Origin of the sequence: Streptomyces sp. NPDC059851 (assembly GCF_042732005.1) — a bacterium.
Taxonomy (GTDB): Bacteria; Actinomycetota; Actinomycetes; order Streptomycetales; family Streptomycetaceae; genus Streptomyces.
Map to the genome: position 1 here is coordinate 13,452 of NZ_JBHWJJ010000083.1, position 21,865 is coordinate 35,316.

At 70.3% G+C, this 21,865-nt stretch carries 24 protein-coding genes and 2 pseudogenes; 15 read left to right on the plus strand and 11 right to left on the minus strand.

The window, feature by feature from the left end; translation table 11 throughout:
* Nucleotides 1-76: 76 nt before the first annotated feature.
* On the minus strand, nt 77-535 hold the full coding sequence (locus ACFV7Q_RS25065) for an RrF2 family transcriptional regulator (RefSeq protein ID WP_385431523.1): 459 nt from the start codon (nt 533-535) through the stop codon (nt 77-79).
* 220 nt (nt 536-755) lie between these two features.
* Here ACFV7Q_RS25065 and ACFV7Q_RS25070 point away from each other — a divergent pair, with 220 nt between their 5' ends.
* The 5 genes from ACFV7Q_RS25070 (at nt 756) to ACFV7Q_RS25090 (ending at nt 4,977) form a co-directional block, all read left to right on the plus strand.
* Nucleotides 756-2,162: a family 2B encapsulin nanocompartment shell protein gene (locus ACFV7Q_RS25070; protein WP_385431524.1), complete on the plus strand. Its 1,407-nt coding sequence runs from the start codon at nt 756-758 to the stop codon at nt 2,160-2,162.
* 38 nt (nt 2,163-2,200) lie between these two features.
* On the plus strand, nt 2,201-3,292 hold the full coding sequence (locus ACFV7Q_RS25075) for a family 2 encapsulin nanocompartment cargo protein polyprenyl transferase (RefSeq protein WP_385431525.1): 1,092 nt from the start codon (nt 2,201-2,203) through the stop codon (nt 3,290-3,292).
* 150 nt (nt 3,293-3,442) lie between these two features.
* Nucleotides 3,443-4,054, plus strand: coding sequence for a GNAT family N-acetyltransferase (locus tag ACFV7Q_RS25080; RefSeq protein ID WP_385431526.1), 612 nt, complete (start codon nt 3,443-3,445; stop codon nt 4,052-4,054).
* A 69-nt stretch (nt 4,055-4,123) separates the two neighbouring features.
* Nucleotides 4,124-4,708, plus strand: a complete 585-nt coding sequence (locus ACFV7Q_RS25085; RefSeq protein WP_385431527.1) for a dihydrofolate reductase family protein — start codon at nt 4,124-4,126, stop codon at nt 4,706-4,708.
* 38 nt (nt 4,709-4,746) lie between these two features.
* Entirely contained in the window at nt 4,747-4,977 is a 231-nt protein-coding gene (locus tag ACFV7Q_RS25090; protein ID WP_385431528.1) for a hypothetical protein, read from the plus strand.
* A gap of 106 nt (nt 4,978-5,083) precedes the next feature.
* Here ACFV7Q_RS25090 and snpA read toward each other — a convergent pair whose 3' ends face one another.
* Complete coding sequence (snpA, locus tag ACFV7Q_RS25095; RefSeq protein ID WP_385431529.1) at nt 5,084-5,755, minus strand: snapalysin; 672 nt, start codon at nt 5,753-5,755, stop codon at nt 5,084-5,086.
* 208 nt (nt 5,756-5,963) lie between these two features.
* Between snpA and ACFV7Q_RS25100 the strand changes: the two genes are divergently transcribed.
* The 3 genes from ACFV7Q_RS25100 (at nt 5,964) to ACFV7Q_RS25110 (ending at nt 9,011) form a co-directional block, all read left to right on the plus strand.
* Complete coding sequence (locus tag ACFV7Q_RS25100) at nt 5,964-6,899, plus strand: LysR family transcriptional regulator (protein WP_385431530.1); 936 nt, start codon at nt 5,964-5,966, stop codon at nt 6,897-6,899.
* Nucleotides 6,900-7,165: 266 nt separating this feature from the next.
* Complete coding sequence (locus tag ACFV7Q_RS25105; RefSeq protein WP_385431531.1) at nt 7,166-8,083, plus strand: DUF4097 domain-containing protein; 918 nt, start codon at nt 7,166-7,168, stop codon at nt 8,081-8,083.
* A gap of 1 nt (nt 8,084) precedes the next feature.
* Entirely contained in the window at nt 8,085-9,011 is a 927-nt protein-coding gene (locus ACFV7Q_RS25110) for a helix-turn-helix transcriptional regulator (RefSeq protein WP_385431532.1), read from the plus strand.
* On the opposite strand, the gene ACFV7Q_RS25115 is transcribed toward ACFV7Q_RS25110, so the two are convergent.
* From ACFV7Q_RS25115 to ACFV7Q_RS25130, 4 genes are all read right to left on the minus strand, one after another.
* Nucleotides 9,008-9,568, minus strand: coding sequence for a Clp protease N-terminal domain-containing protein (locus ACFV7Q_RS25115; protein ID WP_385431533.1), 561 nt, complete (start codon nt 9,566-9,568; stop codon nt 9,008-9,010). The two genes, ACFV7Q_RS25110 and ACFV7Q_RS25115, sit on opposite strands and share 4 nt — an antisense overlap.
* A complete protein-coding gene (locus tag ACFV7Q_RS25120; protein ID WP_385431534.1) occupies nt 9,568-9,777 on the minus strand; it encodes a helix-turn-helix domain-containing protein in 210 nt (69 codons plus the stop codon). The genes ACFV7Q_RS25115 and ACFV7Q_RS25120 overlap by 1 nt, the downstream gene beginning before the upstream one ends.
* Before the next feature lie 82 nt (nt 9,778-9,859).
* Nucleotides 9,860-10,822 (minus strand): zinc-binding dehydrogenase, encoded by a 963-nt coding sequence (locus ACFV7Q_RS25125; RefSeq protein ID WP_385431535.1) that lies wholly within the window; start codon nt 10,820-10,822, stop codon nt 9,860-9,862.
* A gap of 478 nt (nt 10,823-11,300) precedes the next feature.
* Complete coding sequence (locus tag ACFV7Q_RS25130; protein WP_385431536.1) at nt 11,301-12,503, minus strand: NADP-dependent malic enzyme; 1,203 nt, start codon at nt 12,501-12,503, stop codon at nt 11,301-11,303.
* A gap of 524 nt (nt 12,504-13,027) precedes the next feature.
* On the opposite strand from ACFV7Q_RS25130, the gene ACFV7Q_RS25135 reads away from it, so the two are divergent.
* Genes ACFV7Q_RS25135 through ACFV7Q_RS25145 form a run of 3 tightly spaced genes read left to right on the plus strand, consistent with a single transcriptional unit; the run spans nt 13,028 to nt 15,754 of the window.
* The gene (locus ACFV7Q_RS25135; RefSeq protein WP_385431537.1) at nt 13,028-13,990 is read left to right on the plus strand and encodes an ABC transporter substrate-binding protein; all 963 of its coding nucleotides are present in this window, start codon (nt 13,028-13,030) and stop codon (nt 13,988-13,990) included.
* Between the two features lie 58 nt (nt 13,991-14,048).
* The gene (locus tag ACFV7Q_RS25140) at nt 14,049-14,990 is read left to right on the plus strand and encodes an amino acid ABC transporter permease (RefSeq protein WP_385431538.1); all 942 of its coding nucleotides are present in this window, start codon (nt 14,049-14,051) and stop codon (nt 14,988-14,990) included.
* Nucleotides 14,990-15,754, plus strand: a complete 765-nt coding sequence (locus ACFV7Q_RS25145; protein ID WP_385431539.1) for an amino acid ABC transporter ATP-binding protein — start codon at nt 14,990-14,992, stop codon at nt 15,752-15,754. The genes ACFV7Q_RS25140 and ACFV7Q_RS25145 overlap by 1 nt, the downstream gene beginning before the upstream one ends.
* Before the next feature lie 127 nt (nt 15,755-15,881).
* Here ACFV7Q_RS25145 and ACFV7Q_RS25150 read toward each other — a convergent pair.
* Nucleotides 15,882-16,182 (minus strand): annotated as a pseudogene (locus ACFV7Q_RS25150) (SAM-dependent methyltransferase); the annotation flags it as partial.
* 130 nt (nt 16,183-16,312) lie between these two features.
* Here ACFV7Q_RS25150 and ACFV7Q_RS25155 point away from each other — a divergent pair.
* Nucleotides 16,313-17,161, plus strand: a complete 849-nt coding sequence (locus ACFV7Q_RS25155; RefSeq protein ID WP_385431540.1) for a hypothetical protein — start codon at nt 16,313-16,315, stop codon at nt 17,159-17,161.
* Nucleotides 17,162-17,428: 267 nt separating this feature from the next.
* On the opposite strand, the gene ACFV7Q_RS25160 is transcribed toward ACFV7Q_RS25155, so the two are convergent.
* Both ACFV7Q_RS25160 and ACFV7Q_RS25165 read right to left on the minus strand, forming a co-directional pair.
* Nucleotides 17,429-17,956, minus strand: coding sequence for a hypothetical protein (locus ACFV7Q_RS25160; RefSeq protein WP_385431541.1), 528 nt, complete (start codon nt 17,954-17,956; stop codon nt 17,429-17,431).
* Between the two features lie 242 nt (nt 17,957-18,198).
* On the minus strand, nt 18,199-18,666 hold the full coding sequence (locus ACFV7Q_RS25165; protein WP_385431542.1) for a hypothetical protein: 468 nt from the start codon (nt 18,664-18,666) through the stop codon (nt 18,199-18,201).
* Nucleotides 18,667-19,358: 692 nt separating this feature from the next.
* On the opposite strand from ACFV7Q_RS25165, the gene ACFV7Q_RS25170 reads away from it, so the two are divergent.
* Nucleotides 19,359-19,607: a hypothetical protein gene (locus ACFV7Q_RS25170; RefSeq protein WP_385431543.1), complete on the plus strand. Its 249-nt coding sequence runs from the start codon at nt 19,359-19,361 to the stop codon at nt 19,605-19,607.
* Nucleotides 19,608-19,748: 141 nt separating this feature from the next.
* On the opposite strand, the pseudogene ACFV7Q_RS25175 reads toward ACFV7Q_RS25170, so the two are convergent.
* Nucleotides 19,749-20,178, minus strand: a pseudogene (locus ACFV7Q_RS25175) (class I SAM-dependent methyltransferase); the annotation flags it as partial.
* Between the two features lie 15 nt (nt 20,179-20,193).
* On the opposite strand from ACFV7Q_RS25175, the gene ACFV7Q_RS25180 reads away from it, so the two are divergent.
* Complete coding sequence (locus tag ACFV7Q_RS25180) at nt 20,194-20,823, plus strand: CGNR zinc finger domain-containing protein (protein WP_385431544.1); 630 nt, start codon at nt 20,194-20,196, stop codon at nt 20,821-20,823.
* Here the strand turns inward: ACFV7Q_RS25180 and sodX are convergent.
* Nucleotides 20,727-21,152: a nickel-type superoxide dismutase maturation protease gene (gene sodX / locus ACFV7Q_RS25185; RefSeq protein ID WP_385431545.1), complete on the minus strand. Its 426-nt coding sequence runs from the start codon at nt 21,150-21,152 to the stop codon at nt 20,727-20,729. The two genes, ACFV7Q_RS25180 and sodX, sit on opposite strands and share 97 nt — an antisense overlap.
* A gap of 183 nt (nt 21,153-21,335) precedes the next feature.
* Between sodX and sodN the strand changes: the two genes are divergently transcribed.
* Entirely contained in the window at nt 21,336-21,731 is a 396-nt protein-coding gene (gene sodN / locus ACFV7Q_RS25190) for a superoxide dismutase, Ni (protein ID WP_360631000.1), read from the plus strand.
* Nucleotides 21,732-21,865: the final 134 nt, after the last annotated feature.

Here is a 21,865-nt window from a genome sequence, read left to right on the forward strand (position 1 = left end):
CCGTTCGGGCCGTCGCCCGCCGGCAACACCGTAGGCCGCCGCCCGGCCGGTCCGAACCGGCCATCCGGCCCCGCGGTCAGGGACTTTCGGCCCGGCTCCCCGCCCCGCTGCCCGAAATGCCCAGCAGGAGCGGTCCTGTGGGGGCCCCGACCAGGTCGTTCACCGTCAGTGGGTCCAGCGTCGCGAAGAACGCCTCCTGCGCCCGGCGCAGGGCGCCGCGCAGGATGCACGCCCCGCGCAGCGGGCAGGGCGTGGCGCCCTCGCACTCCACGACGTCGCCGGCGCCCTCCAGTTCGCGGACCACCCCGCCCACCGAGGCCGCCCGCCCGGCCGCCGTCAGCGCGAGCCCGCCACCGCGGCCGCGCCGCGCCTCGACCAGGCCGAGGTGCTGCAGTCGGGCGACGACCTTGGCCGTGTGCGTGTACGGGACCTCCATCGACGCCGCCACGTCGCGCGTGGTGGGGAGGTCGTCCTCCACGACGGCCAGGCGCATCAGGGTGCGCAGGGCCAGGTCGGTGAATCGGGTCAGCCGCATGCCCTCACCGTAGAAAACTTGTATCTGAGATTCAAATTAGGCGGCCGGGGCTCGGTGACCGGAAAGCGCTGTGTCGGGCGGGGTCCACGGGAAGAGGGGTAACCCCAGAAGGTGCCCAGCAGCCCGACGGCGTAGTCCACCCGTTTGTGTAATGGTCCCACCGCGCAGCGTGCTGAAAGGCTTCTCCTGTAGATCCACGGAGTGATCGAAAGGGTTGCACATGTCGGTCCAGGCAGGTTCCGATCCCGAGGTCCGGGCTCCCCAGCAGAGTCTCGCGACGTCGGCCGCACGGAACTTGGCAACCACGACCAAGTCCGCACCGCAGATGCAGGAGATCACCTCCCGGTGGCTCCTGAAGAGGCTCCCGTGGGTGTCCGTCCAGGGCGGTACGTACCGGGTGAACCGCCGGCTCAACCACTCGGTCGGCGACGGCCGGGTGGAGTTCGTCAAGACCGGGTCGCAGGTGCAGGTCATCCCCGCCGAGCTCGGCGAGCTCCCGCTGCTGCGCACCTACGAGGACCTGGACGTGCTCACCGAGCTCGCCGGGCGGTGCCGCCAGGTCGACTTCGAGGCCGGCCAGGAGCTGACTTCCTTCGGCAGCCCCTCCGACCGGGTGTTCCTCCTCGCGCACGGTCGCATCGAGCAGATCGGCCCCGGCCCGTACGGCGAGGACGCGGTCCTGCGGACCGTCGCCGACGGCGCCTACTTCGGCGAGGACTCCCTCGTCGACGACGCGGCCATCTGGGAGTACACCGCCCGCACCGCCACCCCCGGCACCGCCCTCGTCCTGTCCCGCCAGGACTTCCAGGTGCTCGCGGACCGCGTCGACTCGCTGCGCCGGCACGTCGAATCCCTACGGGCCGAGCCCCAGCAGCGCACCAACGCCTACGGCGAAGCCGCCATCGACCTCTCCGCCGGACACCGTGGCGAGCCCGCGCTCCCCGGCACCTTCGTCGACTACGAGGCCCGGCCCCGCGAGTACGAACTCTCCCTCGTGCAAACGGTCCTGCGCGTGCACACCCGCGTCGCCGACCTCTACAACCAGCCGATGGACCAGACCGAGCAGCAGCTGCGGCTCACGGTCGAGGCGCTGCGCGAGCGCCAAGAGCACGAGATGGTCAACAACCCGGAGTTCGGCCTCCTCCACAACGCCGACTACGGCCAGCGCATCCAGCCGCACGACGGCGCGCCCACCCCGGACGACATGGACGAGCTGCTCAGCATGCGGCGCGGCTCCCACCTCTTCCTCGCCCACCCCAAGGCCATCGCCGCCTTCGGCCGCGAGTGCAACGAGCGCGGCCTGTACCCGGGGACGGTCGACGTCGACGGCACCCGGATCACCACCTGGCGCGGCGTGCCGATCTTCCCCTGCGACAAGATCCCGATCAGCGACACCCGGACGACGTCCATCCTCTGCATGCGCACCGGCGAGGACGAATCCGGTGTGATCGGCCTGCACCAGCCCGGCATCCCGGACGAGATCGAGCCGAGCACGTCGGTGCGGTTCATGGGCATCAGCGAGCAGGCGATCACCTCCTACCTGGTCACGACCTACTTCTCGGCAGCGGTGCTGGTGCCCGATGCGCTCGGGGTCCTGGAGAACGTCGAGATCGCCCGCCGGCACTGAGCGGCCGGACCGGAGAGGACCAGGGATCGGGGGCAGTCATGGGCACCACTGAGGCGATCACGACCAGCGAGGGGCAGGAGGCCGCTGCCCTGTTGGAACGGGCACGGGAGGCGGTCGATCCGGAGCTGCGCCGGGCGCTGGAGGGCCTGCCCGGGCTCATGCGCCGCGTGGCCATGTACCACTTCGGCTGGGAGCACGCGGACGGCAGCCCGGCCGCGGGGAGCGCGGGCAAGGCCATCCGGCCCGCCCTGGTGCTCGCCGCGGCCCGCGCCCTGCGGGACGGTCGGGGCGGCGGGGACGGTCGCGACGGTCGGGACGGCACGGCCGGCGGTCTGCCGCTCGGGGCGGTGCGCGCGGCGGCGGCCGTGGAGCTGGCGCACAACTTCACGCTGCTGCACGACGACGTCATCGACGAGGACGTGACCCGGCGGGGGCGGGCCACCGCCTGGACCGTGTTCGGGCTGCCGGACGCGGTCATCACCGGCGACGCGATGGCCGCGCTCGCGCTGCGGCTGCTGGCGCAGGACCCGCACCCCGCCGCGGCGGCCGCGGCCGCGCGGCTCACGTCCTGCGTGATCGAGCTGTGCGCGGGCCAGCAGGCCGACTGCGCCTTCGAGCAGCGCGACCGGGTCTCGCTCGACGAGTGCCTGGCCATGGCCACGGCCAAGACCGGGGCGCTGCTGGGGTGCGCCTGCGCGCTGGGTGCGCTGTACGCGGGCGCCGGGCCGGACGAGGTCGAGGCGCTGGACGCCTTCGGGCGGGAGGCCGGCCTGGCCTTCCAGCTGATCGACGACCTGCTCGGCATCTGGGGGGACCCGGAGCACACGGGCAAGCCCGCCGGGGCCGACTTGATCGCCCGCAAGAAGTCCCTCCCGGTCGTGGCCGCCCTCACCTCGGGCACCGCGGCGGGCGAGGAGCTGGCCACCCTGTACGCGGGCCCCATGGCCGGGGAGGACGTGCCGCGCGCCGCGGACGCGGTGGAGCGGGCCGGCGGGCGGGACTGGGCGCAGGCCCATGCCGCGGACCGGATGGGCCGGGCGGTCCAGCAGCTGTCCCGGGCGGTGCCGGACCTCGGGGCGGCGGGCGGGCTGCTGGCGCTTGCGGAATTCGTCACGCGCCGCACCTGGTGAACCCGCCGGGCCCGTAGCCCGGCACGCCGGAGGAGCGGTGCGCAAGCCCCGTTCCGGCACCGCATGGTGCTGGAACGGGGCTTCCTGCTGCCGTCGGCCCAACTCTAGGATCGCTTGCGGTTGTTGATACACGAGCGGAGGGTGTGACCAGTGGTGCTGGAAATACGCCGGGCGGGCCAGTCGGACCGGGACGCGGTGGCGCGGCTGCTCGACGAGGCGTTCCGCGAGGACCCGGTGAGCAGCTGGGTCTTTCCCGATCCGGAGCACCGGGCCGCCGTGCACGGCGCCTTCCTCGGGGTCTTCGTCGACGTGGCGCTGGAGGAGGGCCGGATCGACTGTGCGGCGGACGGCTCGGCGGCGGCCCTGTGGCTGCGGATCCCGGCGGGCGCTCCGGAAGGCGGGGCCGCCGAGGACGAGGTCCCGGCGCGCATGCGCGAGGCGGCCGACCCGGACAACGAGCGGTGCGAGCTGGTGGGCCGGCTGACGGGGGCGGTGCACCCGACGGCGGAGGAGCACGAGTACCTGCTGATGATCGCGGTCGCGCCCGGACGGCAGGGCGAGGGGCTGGGGACCGAACTGATGCGGCCGGTCCTGGAGCGCTGCGACCGGGAGGGCGTGCCCGTGTACCTGGAGGCGAGCAGCGAGCGCAGCATGCGGCTGTACGAGCGGCTGGGGTGGGAGTTCACGGGCGAGGCGGTGCAACTGCCGGAGGGTCCGCTGATGTGGCCGATGTGGCGCGAGCCGCAGCCGCCGGTTGCGTAACCACTACGCCTGGAGTACTTTATGTGACGTGCCCCGGTGTGGTGGCACCCACCGACGAAAGAGACCCGCTTGCGCAAGCTCACGTACTTCATCGCCACGTCCGTCGACGGCTTCATCGGAGACCCGGCCGGCGAGGGCGACTTCTTCAACCAGTGGCTGGACCCCGAGTACGTCGCCGCCCTCGTCGCGGAGTATCCCGAGACCCTGCCCACGCACGCCCACGCGATGCTCGGCGTCCCCGAGGACTTCCGGGCCCGTCACTTCGACGCGGTCCTGATGGGCCGCAACACGTACGAACCGGGCCTCAAGCAGGGGTTCACCAGCCCGTACGCCCACCTCGACCAGTACGTGGTCTCCCGGTCGCTCGCCACCTCCCCCGACCCGGCGGTGGAGATCATCAGCGGCGACGTCGCGGCCCGGGTGCGGGAGCTGAAGGAACGGCCGGGCCTCGGCATCTGGCTGTGCGGCGGCGCCGACCTGGCCGGGCAGCTGGTCGAGGAGATCGACGAGTTCGTCGTCAAGACCTACCCGGTCTTCCTGGGGACCGGCATGCCGCTGTCCCGCGCCGGCTTCGGGCTGCGGGGGCTGGAGCTCACGGACTTCACGGCCTGCGGCGGCGGTCAGACGATCGCCACCTACGCACGCAAGCGCTGAACCCCGCCGAACGCGCGGAACCGGCCTACCGTGGAGGTATGGCCGGTCATCAGCGACACTCCGAGCGCCACCCTCCGCCGCAGGCGCCACCCGTGGTCGCCCCGCACGCCGGGCACGAGCAGCGCACGTGCCCGGCCTGCGGGCGCCCCGTCGACACGCTCGTCAGGCGGCGCAAGGTGCTCGGGATCTTCATCCCGGAGTGGGTGCCGGGCCCCTGCCGGAACCCGGACTGCCCGCAGTACGAGCCCGGGGCGGGCGAGCTGCCCTAGCCCCGGGTCCGGGCGGACGCAGGGTGCCGCCACCCGGAAGGTCCTGCGGGGATCCGCGGGGATCCGGGCGGGCCCGGGAGGCGGCCCCGTACCTCGACGCCGCGCGTCAGCCCTTCGTGCCCAGGCCCGAGGCGGCGAACCCGTTGGCCCACAGCTGGTTGACCCGGGCGCGCTCGGTGCTGTTCGGGTACGCGTTGGTGCACGAGGTGCCCGGCCCGCCGCCCGACATCAGCTCGGAGCAGGGGCCCGAGTAGTGGTCGGGCAGGCCCAGCACGTGGCCGGTCTCGTGCGAGGTCACGCGGGTGGAGTTGTAGATCTGGTTCTGCCGGTAGTCGAGGAAGATGTAGCCGCGGCCGTGCCCGTCGGTGCTCGCGTACGAGCCGCGCGGGTCGTTGCCCTCGCGGTACGAGAAGTTCCCGCCGGAGGAGACCTCCTGCAGCTTCACGTTCGTCACCGAGCTGTTCCATATCTGGGTGGAGCGCGCGATCTGGGTGCGGAAGCTCGGCGCGTTGCGGGTGTTGTACGTGACCGTCACGGCCAGGGCGCCCGGGTTCGCGGCGCGCTGCTCGGCCACCGAGCGCTGCACCGCCTCGAAGAACGCCTTGGTGGCGGCCTGGTTCTCCTGCGAGCGCTCGTACGCGGCGTAGGTCTCGGCGTTACCGGCCGTGGCGGAGGCGGCGGCGCTCGCGGTGGGGACGACACCGCCGAGGGCGGCGGCGAGGGCCAGGCCGACGACGGCTGCCGGCAGGCTCTTCCGGGGCGTGCGGGAGTGGCGCATGTGGGGGGCTCCTACTCAATCCGGTGCGGGGGGTGGGTCGTTCGGTACCGGAGTCTGAGGGAGCCGGAGGGGCCGGCGGATGATGTCAGCCAGCGATAACACCGTCCTATCGGGAGGGTGTCGGCAGGCCAACTTCCTTGAGAATGGCGTGATTCGATGGGGTGTCAGTGGCTGGTGAAGTGCGCAGGGCCCGCCCTACCCTCGGGACATGGAGCTCGAGGTGAGGCACCTGCGCGCACTGTGCGCCATCGCCGACGCCGGCAGCCTGCACAAGGCCGCGCGGCAGCTCGGCGTGAGCCAGCCCTCCCTGACCACCCAGTTGCGCCGTATCGAACGCGCCCTGGACGGCGAGCTGTTCCTGCGCGAACGGACCGGATGTCGACCCACGCCTTTCGGCCGCACCGTCCTCGGTCGGGCCCGCCCGCTCGTCGACGGCATGGCCGCCCTCGTCGCCGAGGCCCGGGCGATGGCCTGCGGCCCGCGGCTGCGCCTCGGCTCGACGGCCAGCCGCGCCCTGCCCGGCTGGCTGCGCCGCCTGCACCGGCGCTGGCCCGACACCGAGACCTCACTGGTCGTGGACGGGTCCCCGAACGCCCTGCTGCGGATGGTCGCCTCGGGCCAGCTCGACGTGGCGTTCGTGCACGAGGTGGAGGGCAGTCCGCTGCGGGTGCCGACCGGCCTGGAGGTGCGGGTCCTGATGGAGCGGGAGCCGCAGTTCGTGTCGATGTCCCTGGACCACCCGGCGGCCGCCCGACCGGTGGTCGAACTGCGGGACCTCGCCGAGGACCGGTGGACCGTCGACCCGTCGGTGGACGGCGAATGGGACGGTCTGCGACGGGTCTTCGCCGTGGCCGGGGTCGACCCGCCCGTCCTGCACGCCGACTACCACACCGCGACCTCGCTGATCGTCTCCGGCGAGGCCGTCGCCCCCTGCCAGCCCACCTCCGGGCCGCGCACCGACATGGCGATCCGACCGCTCGCCGGTGACCCCCTGGCCGTGCGGCTGCTCCTGGCGACCCGGCCGGGCGAGCACGCGGAGGCCTACGAGGACCTCCGCGCCGCCTATCGCGAGGCCGCCCTGAGCGCCCCGCCGTACCGGGCCTGGCTGCGCCGCCACGAGAGCCCCCTCCTCGTCGCCTCTTAGCCGGCCCCCGCGCGCTCGCGCCCCTCACGCCCCCCGCCCCTGTTGCACGCCCGCCGCCGTGGACCGGCGCCGGGCGCTTCGGCATGCCGTGCGGCGCCTGAGGCGCCTGCGGCGTGGGTGGCGGGTGCCGTGGACCGTCCGCCCGGCCCGCCCGGGACGGTCTTGACTTCGCCTGACCGCGATATATCGTGTTATCGAGAAGACGCGATATGTTGCGTGCCGTGCGCGTACGCAGGCGCGTCCGTAGGCAGAGGAGGAGCGACGCCATGGCAGAGCAGAAGACGTGGTCGGTGGGTGAACCGCAGAAGCTCGCCTTCGACGAGCCGGTGACCGAGCTGCACGTCCGCCTCGTCGGCGGCACGGTCAACGTCGTCGCCGACGAGGGCCCGGCCCGCCTGGAGGCGTCCGCGATCGACGGCCCGCCGCTGTACGTGGTCCAGGAGGGCGGCACGCTCACCGTCTCCTACGAGGACCTGCCCTGGAACGGCTCGCAGGGCTTCAAGAAGTGGTTCGAGTCCAAGCCCTGGAAGGCCTGGACCGGCTCCAACGAGGAGGGCCGCAAGGCCTGGGAGCGCAGCGCCGCCGTCACCCTCACCGTCCCCGCCGCCACCCGGGTGCGCCTGGCCGCCGTCAGCGCCGCCGCCGTGGTCTCCGGCATCCGCGGCGGCACCGACGTCAACGGCGTCTCGGGGGACTCCACCCTGGTCGGGCTGGCCGGCCGGGTCTCCGCGCACACCGTCTCCGGCAGCGTCGAGGCCCAGTCCGTCACCGGCGAGCTCGGCTTCCGCTCGGTTTCCGGCGGTCTGACCGTGGTCGACGGCGCGGGCCTGACGGTACGGGCCGACTCGGTCAGCGGCGACATGCTCATCGACCTGGACGCGGACCCGGCGGCGCCCTCCGGCGTGGACATCGCCCTGAACTCCGTCTCCGGTCAGCTCGCGATCCGCCTGCCGCACCCGGCCGACGCGCGGGTGGAGGCCAACACCGCCACCGGAGGCGTCTCCAACGCCTTCGAGGACCTGCGGGTGTCCGGCCAGATGAGCGCCAAGCGGATCACCGGAACCCTGGGCGCGGGCACCGGCAGCCTGCGGGCCACCACCGTCTCGGGTTCCATCGCCCTGCTGCGCCGCCCGCCCGCCGACGGGCCGGCCACCCCCCTCGTGCTCGACAAGAAGGTGCTCTGACATGCCGCCCGTCTTCGCCCACGGACGCCTCCGCCTCTACCTCCTCAAGCTCCTGGACGAGGCGCCGCGCCACGGCTACGAGGTGATCCGCCTGCTGGAGGAGCGCTTCCAGGGCCTGTACGCGCCCTCCGCGGGCACGGTGTACCCGCGCCTGGCCAAGCTGGAGGCCGAGGGGCTGGTCACGCACGCCACCGAAGGCGGGCGGAAGGTGTACTCCATCAGCGACGCCGGCCGCGCCGAACTGGCCGACCGCAGTGGCGAACTCGCCGACCTGGAGCTGGAGATCCGCGACTCGGTCTCCGAGCTCGCCGCCGAGATCCGCGACGACGTACGCGGCGCGGCAGGCGCCCTGCGGCGCGAGATGCAGGCGGCGGCGTCCGCCTCGGAGACCCGCGTGGAGGACGAGTCCTGGGCGGCGGCGAAGGAGGAGCTGCGCCGTGCCCGACAGGAGTGGAAGGAGCAGGCGCGCCGGGCGAAGGACGAGAGCCGCCGGGCCCGCGAAGAGGCCCAGCAGGCCCGCCGCCAGGCCAAGGAGGCGCAGGAGCGGGCCCGCGAGGAGGTCATGCGGATCGCGGGCCAGCTCCAGGAGCAGTTCGCGAAGTCCGGCGGTGTCCTCGGCAGCCTGGCCGGGGGCTGGCTGGGCGGCACCCCGGGCAGCGCCGCGGGCAGCACGACCGGCTCGACCGGCAGCGCCGACGCCTCCGGCGGCAGCGCCGCAGCCGCCGGCCCGCACTTGCCCTGGGCCGAGGACCTCGCGTCCACCGGCGACCCGGCCCGCGACCTCGACCGGCTCCTGGACCGCTTCCGCGACGACATCCGCGATGCGGCCCGCGACCACGGCGTCACCCGGGACCAGCTGGCCGAGGTCCGGGCCCACCTGGCCGCCGCCGCAGACCGCATCGCGACCGTGCTGAAGCCCTCCCGTTAGGCGGCGGATCCGGCCTCGGCCGCCGCGTAGGTGACACCGTGGTCGGCCAGTACCTCGGCGACCGTGCCCGGCCGGGAGAGCAGGGCGAGCAGCAGGTGCAGGGCGGTGATCCGGTTCTCGCGGCGGCCGACCGCGATGCGCAGGGACTGTTCGAGGGTCTTCTTCGCGCCCGAGCCGAAGGGGACGTGGCGCCCCGCCGGTTCGGGGCGGCCCAGGGCCGAGCGCAGCGAGGACCCCAGGGTCCGCCGCCGCGGTGGGGCCGGGGCCAGGGCGCCGGCCCCGTGAACCCCTTCCACCCGGGAGACGATCTCGGCGAGGTCGATCCCGAGGCCGGCGAGGGCCTCCTCGTCGGCGCGGGTCATGCCGCCCCGGCGGCGGGCCGCCGCCAGGTCCCCGGCCACGGCGGCCCGGTCCACGCCGAGCCGGTCCAGTGCGCCCCCTTCCAGGAGTACGCGCAGCAGGTGTTCCTCGGTGACCGCGGTGTCCCCGGACCGCCGGGCCTCGGCCACGGCTCCGGTCACGACGTCCCGGGCGTCCCGTGTGAAGCGTTCGAACATCAGGCCCTCCCGTGCTTCTTGTGCACGGCCTGCCGGCTGACGCCCAGCTCGGCCGCGATCTCCTGCCAGGACCACCCCTGTGCGCGGGCACTGCGCACCTGTAGGGCTTCCAGCTGCTCCAGTAGCCGCCGGAGTGCCGCCACGGCGCGCAGGCCCACCCGGGGGTCGCGGTCGCCGGCCCGCTCGGCGAGATCGGTTGCTTCCGTCATGCATGTCAATGTAGGTTGACACCGCTGCGGGTGTCAACCTTTATTGACAAGCCGGGCGCCCCGGGGCCGGGGGCCGGGCCGGCTACACGGTCAGGACGACCTTGCCGAAGAGGTCGCCCGACGCGAGCTTGTCGAATCCCTCCCGGGCCCGGTCCAGCGGCAGCACCTCGTCGATCACCGGCCGCAGTCCGGTCGCCGCGCAGAACGACAGCAGGTCCTCCAGCTCGTCCTTCGAGCCCATCGTGGAGCCGACCACCCTGAGCTCCAGGAAGAAGATCCGGGTCAACTCCGCGTGGTCCGGGCGGTCGCCGCTGGTGGCGCCCGAGATGACCAGGGTGCCGCCGGGGCGCAGGGACTTGACCGAGTGCGACCAGGTGGCCGCACCGACCGTCTCGATCACCGCGTCCACCCGCTGCGGCAGTCGTGCGCCCGGCTCGAAGGCGTCCACGGCGCCCAGCTCCACGGCCCGCTTGCGCTTGGCCTCGTCGCGGCTGGTGGCGAACACCCGCAGGCCCGCCGCCCTGCCCAGGGCGATGGCCGCGGTGGCGACCCCGCCGCCCGCGCCCTGGACCAGGATCGAGTCGCCCGGCCGGACGCCCGCGTTGGTGAAGAGCATCCGGTACGCCGTCAGCCAGGCCGTCGGCAGGCAGGCGGCCTCCTCGAAGGACAGCTCGGCGGGCTTGCGCAGCACGTTCCAGGCGGGAACGGTCACCTGCTCGGCGAACGTGCCCTGGTAGCGCTCGGTCAGGATCGACCGGGGCTCGTCCGGCCCGACGCCGTGCCCGCTCTGGCCGATCACGGAGTGCAGGACGACCTCGTTCCCGTCCTGGTCGATGCCGGCGGCGTCGCAGCCGAGGATCATCGGGAGTTTGTCCTCGCCGAGGCCGACCCCGCGCAGTGACCAGAGGTCGTGGTGGTTGAGGGAGGCGGCTTTGACGTTCACGGTCACCCAGCCGGGGCGGGCCTCGGGGGCCGGGCGCTCGCCCAGCTCAAGGCCGCTCAGCGGCTGGTCACGGTCGATTCGGGCGGCGTAGGCAGCGAACATGCCGCGACGCTACCGCCCGGTAGCCCGCCCGGCCAGCCCTGGCGGCCGTCCGGCCGGTGAGGTCTTCGTCGCACCGGCCGACCTGGCGAACGGGTTCGACGGGGTGGTCCACCCGGGAACCGGGCGGGTGCCCTGCTGCGTCCAGGGCGGTGGGGTAACACCGTGTACGCGGATCATGAACGGAACTGTCTGTCATGCATCCAACTACGCGCTGTACCTGCGGTCTTGAGTTACGGGAAGCGATAAGCGGAACGACAAGATCAAGCCTGGGGGAGGGGTAGTATTCAGGCCGGCGGCGGCTCGTCATGAGCCTGTCATTGGCCGCTCCCCCCTTCCGAGGCGTGCCCCGCACGACTCGCCGACGCGGCGCGACCCCTCCCGGTTCGGGGGCGGGGAGGGTGCGCCCGCGGGTGGGCCCGCACGTGAAGGGGCCCGGCCGGATCGCTCCGGCCGGGCCCCTTCACGCACAGCGGTACGGTCAGCCCAGGCGGGCCACGCCGTCGGCCCTGGCGGCGGCCGCGACCGCGGCCGCCACCGCGTCGGCGACCCGCTCGTCGAACGGCGACGGGATCACGTGGTCCGCGGCGAGCTCGTCACCCACGACACCGGCGATGGCATCGGCGGCGGCGATCTTCATGCCCTCGGTGATCCTGCTGGCGCGGACCTTCAGGGCGCCCGCGAAGATGCCCGGGAAGGCCAGCACGTTGTTGATCTGGTTGGGGAAGTCCGAGCGGCCCGTGGCCACGACCGCCGCGTACTTGTGCGCGACGTCCGGGTGGACCTCCGGGTTCGGGTTGGCCATGGCGAAGACGAAGGAGTCCTTCGCCATCGAGGCCACCGCCTCCTCGGGCACGGTGCCGCCCGAGACGCCGATGAACACGTCCGCGCCGGCCAGCGCCTGCTCCAGCGAACCGGTGAGCCCCGACTTGTTGGTCAGGCCCGCGATCTCGGCCTTGACGTCCGTCAGGTCGCCGCGGTCGGCGGACACGACGCCCTTGCGGTCGGTGACGCACACGTCACCGATGCCCGCGTCCACGAGGATCTTGGCGATGGCGATGCCCGCCGCGCCCGAGCCCGAGATCACGGCGCGCAGGTCGCCGAGCGTGCGCCCGGTGAGCTTGGCGGCGTTGCGCAGGGCGGCCAGCGTCACGATGGCCGTGCCGTGCTGGTCGTCGTGGAAGATCGGGATGTCGAGCGCCTCCTGGAGGCGGCGCTCGATCTCGAAGCAGCGCGGCGCCGAGATGTCCTCCAGGTTCACCCCCCCGAAGGAGGGCGCGAGGCGGACGACGGTGTCGACGATCTCGTCCGTGTCCTTGGTGGCGAGCGCGATCGGAACCGCGTCCACACCACCGAACTGCTTGAAGAGGATGGCCTTGCCTTCCATCACCGGAAGGGAGGCCTCGGGCCCGATGTCGCCGAGTCCGAGCACGGCCGTGCCGTCGGTGACGACGGCGACCACGTTGGACTTCCAGGTGTATTCGTTCACCAGTTCGGGCTGCTCCGCGATCGCGGTGCAGACCTTTGCCACGCCGGGCGTGTAGGCGAGGGACAGGTCGTCCTTGTTCTGGACCGGCACCGTGGCCTGGATGGCCATCTTGCCGCCCCGGTGCAGTGCGAACACCGCGTCAGGGTTGTTGTCCGTATCGCTGTCGCTGCGAGGATTGACGATCTCCGCTGCCACTGTTCTAGACCCCTTAAGTCTTCTGTCGTTGAGGGTGGCCACTCCTGGTTAAGGGGTGGGCGGGCACCGCGTACGTACTCCGCATCGACGGTTGGCCCGTCTCCGCGAAGGGGAGGCTCGTACGCGCGGGGCGCGCCGCACGCGCGCCCTGAGCCCCGGATGAGGGGTGTAAGGATCCGTTGTACCCGAAGAACACTCACCCAGACGAGTCGCTTCCCACGGGACTGGAGGTCTCTTGTCCCGATTTCGGCGAAAGGTCCAAACGGGTCTGTCCAATTGGCGAGACGTACCGCAAATAGTCCATCAAAAAGGCCAGGTCACAGGCGTTCCTTCGGTCCACGGACGCGCTTCCCGCAGGCAACTTGGACACTCCGGGACACCCGTTATCCGATTTTGACCTGACGAACTGCCTGAATGCGTCAGTCCGAATGGCAAGATGCGGATTCACACGAGGTCGCGACACTCGAAGATGCGTGCACGACCGCTCTCGCTTGCTTTCCCCAGTCAGCCGGAGGAACCAGCTCATGACCGCAAGCACCACCCGTCGTACGACCGCCGCCAGGTCCCGGATTGCCGCGGTCGGCGCGATCGCGGTCGCCGGCGCCCTGATCCTGACCGGTTGCGGTGACCAGACCGACAAGGGCTCCACGACCCCGTCGGGCCAGGCCGCGAACAGCTCCGCCCCGCTCTTCGCCAAGCTGCCGAAGAAGATCCAGGACGCGGGCGTGATCAAGGTCGGTACGGACGCGACCTACGCCCCGATGGAGTTCACCGAGGGCGGCAAGATCGTCGGTGTTGACCCGGACGTGGCGGCGGCCCTGGCCAAGCAGCTCGGCGTGACGTTCAAGTTCGAGTCCGGCACCTTCGACACCCTGATCGGCAGCATGCAGACCGGCCGCAGCGACGTGGTCATGTCCTCGCTGACCGACACCAAGGCCCGTCAGGAGGGTCTGGACGACAAGGGCAACAAGACCGGTGCGGGCGTCGACTTCGTCGACTACTTCCAGGCCTCCACCGGCATCCTGGTCAAGAAGGGCAACCCGGAGGGCATCAAGACCCTCGACGACCTGTGCGGCAAGAAGGTCGCCGTCCAGCGCGGCACCACCTACGAGCAGTCCGCCAAGGACCAGGCCGAGAAGTGCAAGAAGGACGGCAAGGGCGAGCTCGCCATCGAGTCCTTCCCGACGGACGCCGAGGCCCAGACCCGCGTCAAGGCCGGCGGCGCGGTCGCCGACCTGAACGACTCCCCGGTCGCCGCGTACATCGCCAAGACCGCGGGCGGCGGCAACGACTTCGAGGCCATCGCCAACCCGACCGACGCCGGCTTCTTCGGCATCGCCGTGGACAAGAAGAACACCGAGCTCCGCGACGCCCTCCAGCAGGCGCTGGACGCGATCATCAAGGACGGCACCTACAAGGCCGCCCTGGACAAGTGGAACGCGGGCTCCGGCGCCGTGACCGAGGCCAAGGTCAACGCCGGCCAGTGACCCTGCGGAGTACTCCCCTCGTACTTCGTCTTCCTTGCACCATCGAAGGGCAGTCACTGTGACTGACAAGCTCGACAAGGCCTCCGGCCCGGCGGACAACCCGCCGGCCGGGGCCGTCCCCCACGAGGCGATCCGCGCCATCCCGGTGCGCCACTACGGCCGGTGGATCAGCGCCGTGGTCGTCCTCGCACTCGTCGCGGCGCTCGTCTACGCCTTCTCGCAGGGCAACGTGCGCTGGGCCACCGTGCCCGAGAAGATGTTCGACCCGACGATCCTCCAGGGTCTGGCCAACACCATCTGGATCAGCATCGCCTCGATGGCGCTGGGCCTGGTCCTCGGTGTCGTCTTCGCCGTGATGCGGCTCTCGAAGAACCCCGTGACCAGCACGATCGCCTGGTTCTACATCTGGTTCTTCCGCGGTACCCCGGTGTACGTCCAGCTCCTCATCTGGTTCAACCTCGCCCTGATCTTCCCGATCCTGAACCTCGGGTTCTACAAGGACGAGATGACCCAGGTCATGACGCCGTTCCTGGCCGCCCTGCTGGGCCTCGGCCTGAACGAGGGCGCGTACATGGCGGAGATCGTCCGCGCGGGCATCCAGTCCGTCGACGAGGGCCAGACCGAGGCCTCGCACGCCCTGGGCATGACCCAGACGCAGACCATGCGCCGCGTGGTCCTCCCGCAGGCCATGCGCGTGATCGTCCCGCCGACGGGCAACGAGTTCATCAACATGCTCAAGACCTCGTCGCTGGTCGTCGCCGTGCAGTACTTCGACCTGCTGCGGGCCGCCCAGGACATCGCGGCCACGTCGTTCGCGGTCATGGAGATGTTCTTCGTCGCCTCGATCTGGTACCTGGTCCTGACCAGCATCTTCTCCGTCGGCCAGTACTACCTGGAGCGGCACTACGCCCGAGGTGCCCTGCGCACCCTGCCGCCCACGCCGTGGCAGAAGCTCAAGGCGAACCTCTCCCGCTTCTCGAACCGCAAGGCGGTGGCCTGATGACGACTGCCATGGTGAAGGCCGAGGGCGTCCACAAGTCCTACGGTGCTGCGCACATCCTCAAGGGCATCGACCTGGAGGTCGCCCCGCGTGAGGTGTTCTGCCTGATCGGCCCCTCGGGCTCCGGCAAGTCGACCTTCCTCCGGTGCATCAACCACCTGGAGAAGGTCAACGGCGGCAAGCTGTACGTCGACGGGCATCTGGTCGGCTACCGCCAGAAGGGCGACAAGCTCTACGAGCTGAAGGACAGCGAGGTCGCGGCCCAGCGCCGGGACATCGGCATGGTCTTCCAGCGCTTCAACCTCTTCCCGCACATGACGGCCATCGAGAACGTCATGGAAGCGCCGGTGATGGTCAAGCGCGAGTCCAAGGCGGTGGCGCGCGAGCGCGCCATCAAGCTGCTCGACCGGGTCGGCCTCGGCGACAAGGGCGGGAACTACCCCTCCCAGCTCTCCGGCGGGCAGCAGCAGCGGGTGGCGATCGCCCGCGCACTGGCCATGGAGCCGAAGCTCATGCTGTTCGACGAGCCCACCTCGGCGCTCGACCCGGAGCTCGTCGGCGACGTCCTCGACGTCATGCGGGACCTGGCCGAGTCGGGCATGACCATGGTCGTGGTGACGCACGAGATGGGCTTCGCCCGCGAGGTCGGCGACAACCTCGTCTTCATGGACGGCGGCGTCGTGGTCGAGTCCGGCCACCCGCGCGACGTCCTCGGCAACCCGCAGCACGACCGGACGAAGGCGTTCCTGTCCAAGGTGCTCTGAGCCGCGTGCTCTGAGCCGAGTGCTCTGAGCCGGCCCGGGCTGCCGCCCGACACCCCGGGAGGGGCGGTACGGATCCCCGTACCGCCCCTCCCGCGTTGCGCAGGTACTCGCTTTCCTCCGAAGGCTCCTACTTCAGACCGAGGACCAGCGAGTCGGAGGGCGAGCACCAGACCGCGCGCCGGCTCGCCGAGCACCGGGTCGGCGGCCGCGCCCGCCCACCACACGGCCCGGTCCACGGCTCCGGCCGCGCGGGCCCGGCCCGTCGCGGCGTGCCGCACGGCGCGGTCGACCTCGTTGATCCGCGGGGTCGAGGCGTCGGGCATGTGGTCGGCGTTCATGAAGACCCCGCCCTCCCGGACCAGCGGGGCGAGCTGTCGGTAGAGGGCCGCGACCCGCGGGCCGTGCAGCCAGTGCAGGGGGGTGGCCGTCGGGAGGTCCCGCAACACGCACCGTGGAACCTGGACGACCCCACCGACGAGATGCGGTTGTCCATGGAGCCCTTCGGGGCGCAGATGGAGCTGCGCGCCATCCAGAAGCGCAACGGGGACGAGACCAAGCGTGCCCGTTCCGCCGGACAGCCCAAGCAGAAAGAACCGGTACGGGGACCAATTCGTCCGCCTGCGTCCCACCGCCAAGGTTGATCACGTCGAGCTGGACCCGGTGGCCGCACTGATCATCCGGGACGTGGCGCAACGCATCCTCGCCGACGAGACGGGCACGGTGACCGTGCACACCGAGGCCGCCCGGCTCAACCGCGCGGGCGTGCTGTCTACGGACCATCGGTCGGCCATGTACGGGCGCAAGCCCAAGGGCACGCTGTGGAACGCCAAGGCCATCAAGCGGATGCTGATCACCAGCGAAGCATCACGGGGCTACCTCATGCACCACGAACGGCCCGTGACCGGCCCGGACGGTCACGCCGTACCGATCGCCGATCCGCAGGAGGACCACGCCACCCGACATCCGGCGCAAGGAGTTCGAGCCCGGTACGGGGTACGCGGCGCGGATCGCGGAGATCGAGGCGGACCGCACACGGCTCCGTGGAGACCGTCAGGCGGGCCTGTACGAATCGGAAGCCGATACCGAGTGGTTCCGGACCGAGTACGCCCGGATGGCGCAGGAGATCGCCGAACTCAAGGAACTGCCGGAACGCCCGGCGGGATGCGGTGGGTGTCGGTCGGCCGGACCGTGGAACGGGACTGGTTGTCCGCCCCTGACGACGTTGCCCGTCGCGAGATCCTGATGGAGTTCGACGTGCGGATGGAACTGCACCCCGGCCAGGCCAAGCGCAGGTTCCGGCTGCCGGGCCTCAACCCGGAGCAGCAGGAGGCGAACCGTGGGGCGGCACTGGAACACCAGGAAGCGGCTGCCCTGGCCGAGCTTGAAGACGTCGACCCCAGCGCCTGACGCCCTGTAGGCGCCGAACAGCACCGGACGGTCCGCGCTTTCTCGCCCGGTGCGAGGGCGGGCAAGGCTTGCCCTCCACATGGGCCGGTGTAAGAGCGGCCAACCCCACTCCGGTGGGGCGCGGTCGGGGGACCACATGCGCTTGTGCGCAGTGTCGCCCGCACCTCGGTGGCGAGGACGTGGACGCCAACGTGCAGCCGCCCTGTCGGGGCTGCTGCAAGCTCAACACGGCGACGGAGATCGGTGAGAGGGGGCGATCAGCTCACCTCACGAGCTTTTTGGCTCGCGCTCTTCCGATCTCGAATGACGACTACGCCGAGCGCTCCAAAAACTCCAGATTGTCTGCCCCACCAGGGCGATCGCAGCCACAACCGCAATGACCCGAATCGCTGTCCAGAGATTGACGATAAGCGAATCCAGCCCCCGCGCCTCGTTAGCCAAGCGCATGGACATCTCATAATAGGCCACGAGTGGAATGAGCAGCCGAAAGAAGAGGCCGCCAATACCGGGCACTCGTGCCAGGTTGCCCAAGAACCCAAGAGGTGCCCCGAATGCAAACGCGAAGAACGCCCATGCTTCGATCTTATCGGACGTTCCTCCACTTGAGACGCCGGCCGCCATTCCGTCCGGGCTGATAGAACCCCAATCTTTTGAAATGTAGTAAGCGACTACGCCGATAGCCAGCCCGACAGGAGCCAGTATGGTTGATTCGATTTTTGATTGCCGAAAATAACCTACCAGAAATGCGAAACAGGCCCAAGGCCATCCGCTGGAGAAAATAACACCCACAACCACACCAATGGGGCTGCCCCACTTTTCGGCAAGAGGGCCTACCAGCCCAAGTAGCAGGCCAGCGCCTAGCGGCAAAGCCAGGGACGCGGCGCGAGCGAGCGAAAGATCTTTAATGTTCCTCTCCCCTATCTATTCGAAAAATAAGCAGGGGCGATACAACTCTGGGCCCACACGATTCCTCGTGCAGGCCCCGAGTCGCACACTAGCTACCCCAGTTAGGTCGGATTGAACCCGCGCCGCAGGGGCTAGGCGTTGGAGTAATAGCTGTAGCACGTGTACTGCAGGCCCGAATATGCATACGCATAGGAGGTTTTACCTGCATCCACCCAGCCGCTGGAGTAATCCACGTTCACTACCCGCACCGTAGATTTGTGTTCCACGCTCGCCATGTAGTTTGAGTAGCACTTCTTTCCAGGATTGACCTTATCCCATCCGTAGCACCAGATGCCGCGACTGACGTTTTTGCAGTCGTTTCCCAGCGGCTGAAAAGAACTCGTCGACGCATTGACTTCGATCTTTACCACACCCCATTCAGAGGGGTTTCCCAGCTCTGCGGGCGGCTTCACCCCGTCACCGCGCTTGTGGATGACGGGCTGCCCGACCTTGAGACCGGCGGTGGCGTCAAGGCCGGTGTCGCCGGTAGCGGTGCCAACCTGAGGACCGTCTGCGACTGCTGGCGTGGAAACGCCAAAAACTGCGAGTACCACGCTCACGAAGCCGAAAGCTATCGATCTTCCGAAATTCCTCATGCCGTATCCCCCTAGGCTCCCTCCGTGGGAGCTCCGGGAGCATCCTCAATGAAGTAATAGCGGCAGTCAATCGTATTAAGCGTCGCTGAAAACACTTTGGCTGGTTCGTCGACTTGACCTAGTGCAAGCTGTCTCATTTCCCCCGATTTGCGGCGAACTGATTTCCCAACTCCCTCCGGTGGGCGCTGCGGCAGATGGCTTGATCTGTGCGCGCCTATTTAAATAAGCCGCTGGTAGGTGCACCTCGTGATCTTCGGTCCCGAGCAGGCGGAGGCGGAACCGAGCATGAGCGCGAGGTGAACCGAGTGCGCGAGTCACGTGGTGGCGCGGTGTATGACACGCGATGGCAGCGTGTCCGCAGGGGGTACCTGTACCGGCATCCGTGGTGCGTGCTGTGCGGTCAGCCGGCGAGGGTGACCGGTCATCATCCACTGTCCGACGGGTGGCGACGCGGACGCGGACGAGTTCATTGCGCAAACCCGCGGCAACCTGAACGAGCGGCGGGAAGTTCAGCTGATGAAGGTCAAGGCTGCCTCCATCCATTTCGTGTGCCAAGGGGCTCGGTCCGGTGGCCAACGGCTACGAGTTCTTCGCATGCCTTGGAGACGCTGAGCGCGTGGGTTCGCGGTATTGATGGCGCTAACGGTGCGCTCTACATGAACGCCGAGATCCGGGCAAAGATCGCGTCAGGGTTCCGTCGGCTCGGCGGTTATGAGTTGCTGACGTCAGAGATCGCCGGCGAGTGCGCCGTGATGTGGAACGGCATTCCGATGCTGGATGCAGGGCAGAAGCTGGACGGTGCCGATGTGCTGCCCCTTACGGCCGGTACCGGTGGCAAGCGGATCGGTGATGTCTGCGCTGTGTGCTTCGGTTCCACCGAGGCTGCTGAACAAGTGACATTTTGACCGGGGGGCGCTGCGAGAGGGTGAAGACCCCGCCCGGTTCGAGGCCGGCGTGGACGAGCGCGGGAGCAGCGGGCCGGGGTCGGTGAACCAGGCGGCGCCGAACACGCACCGGCGTAGGGTGTGTGGTTAGAGGTATTTCCTGGTCAGCGCGGTGTCGTACGTCTCGTGGGGGAGCGCCGCGGTCCATTCGGGGTCCTTGAGGTCGGCGGTGACGAAGGAGACCCGGTCGTCGCCCTCGAAGTGTCCGCGGGCGGGGGTCAGCAGCGCCGGGTCCAGGTCCACGCCGGTGCCGGCCGCTCCCGGGAACCGCTTGAGGACGCGGTCCGTAATACTTCCCGTACCGCACGCCAGATCCAGCACCCGGGGGTGGGGCCGACGAACGCCTCCAGCATGTTCAGCATGTCCAGCATCACGCGGAACCGCTCCTAGCGGTCCGGCACGGACGCCTCGTGCTGACGGTCCCAGCCGTCCTGTCAGGCTGCCAGGCGGTCGCCGTACGCGTCGCCGCGAACCCCTCCACCCGTAATACCCTCGAATACGTAGCAGCCGTTACCGAGACCCTAATCCGCATCCGTAAGGACTACAAGTGGAACTGGCCCATTACTCGGACTTCGCCGTGCGCCTGGTCAACACCGAGGAGCCGGCCCGCAACAAGGACACGCTCACCTCGGTCGAGGCCGTGCGCGCCCTCTTCGGCGCCAGCACGCAGATGGCCCGTCGGGTCACCGACACCGACGTGACCCGCTTCCGCAACGTCCGCGGCAGGCTGCGCGCGGTCTTCGAGGCCGCCGACGGCGGCGACCACGTCCTCGCGGTCGACCTGCTCAACTCCCTGCTCATGGAGTTCCCCGTCAGCCCCCAGGTCTCCGGCCACGAGACCCTGGACGAGGACGGCACGCCCAACTGGCACATCCACCTCGCCGACCACCCCTCCAACGCCTCCGCCGGCTACGCGGCCATCGCCTCCTTCGGCCTGGCGTTCCACCTCACCGCACACGGCCCCGACCGCCTCGGCCTGTGCCAGGCACCCCCCTGCCGCAACGCCTACCTGGACACCTCCACCAACCGCTCCCGGCGCTACTGCTCCGACCGCTGCGCCACCCGGGCGAACGTCGCCGCCTACCGCGCCCGCAAGCGGCTGGAGGCCGAGGCGTCCGCCCACAGCGGCCGCAGCGCCGACACCGCCCAGGACAGCCGCGCCCTCAGCGAACTCTGATCCTCCGGGCGCGGCCGGAACCGCAGGACCGCCGTCGCCAGCACCAGGTCCTCGGGCACCGCCCCGTAGTCGGTGCTGTCGCCGGTCTCGTTGAACGGGTTGTCCCCGAGCACCCACCAGCCGCCCGGCCGCAGCTCCACCGCCCGCTTCACCACCAGCAGGTCCTGCTGGAACGGGTGGCGCAGCACCACCACGTCACCCGGGCGGACGGCAGCCCCGTACCGCACCACCAGCCGGTCTCCGTGCAACAGGGTCGGCGCCATCGACGGCCCCGTCACCTCCAGCACCTCGAACCGGGAGCCACCCCTGCCCGCCGTCCTGCCCGCCATCCGCGACCTCCTCGCCCGCTCGTCCCTCACGGGGCATGCTGCCGCACCCTGCCGTACATTCGCTCACCACGGCACGACCCGGCCTGGACTTTTGTCCTAAGCCCCCGGGGCCGCTCGCGAAATACCCTTTCCCACGGAGTAATCTCCCCTCCTGAGAAGACGATCACGAGGAGGAGAATCTCCATGCTTTCCCGCCTCTTCGCCCCCAAGGCGAAGGTCTCCGCCCACTGCGACCTGCCGTGTGGCGTGTACGACCCGGCCCAGGCCCGCATCGAGGCCGAGTCGGTCAAGGCCGTCCAGGAGAAGTACCAGGCCAACGAGGACCCCGACTTCCGCGCCCGCGCCATCACCATCAAGGAGCAGCGCGCCGAGCTCGCCAAGCACCACGTCTCCGTGCTGTGGAGCGACTACTTCAAGCCGCCGCACTTCGAGAAGTACCCGCAGCTGCACACCCTGGTCAACGACACCCTGAAGGCCCTCTCGGCCGCCAAGGCGTCCAACGACCCGGCGACCGGCCAGAAGGCCCTCGACCTCATCGCCGAGATCGACCGCATCTTCTGGGAGACCAAGGCCGCCTGAGGCACGCCTCCCCATGACGCCGGAGGGGCCCGACCGTCACCCGGGGGGCCCCACCGCCCCAGCGGGGCCCCCGCGCGCGCGCCGCCGGTGCCGCCCGGCTCACACGTCCACGGCGGCCCCAGGCTCATATAAAC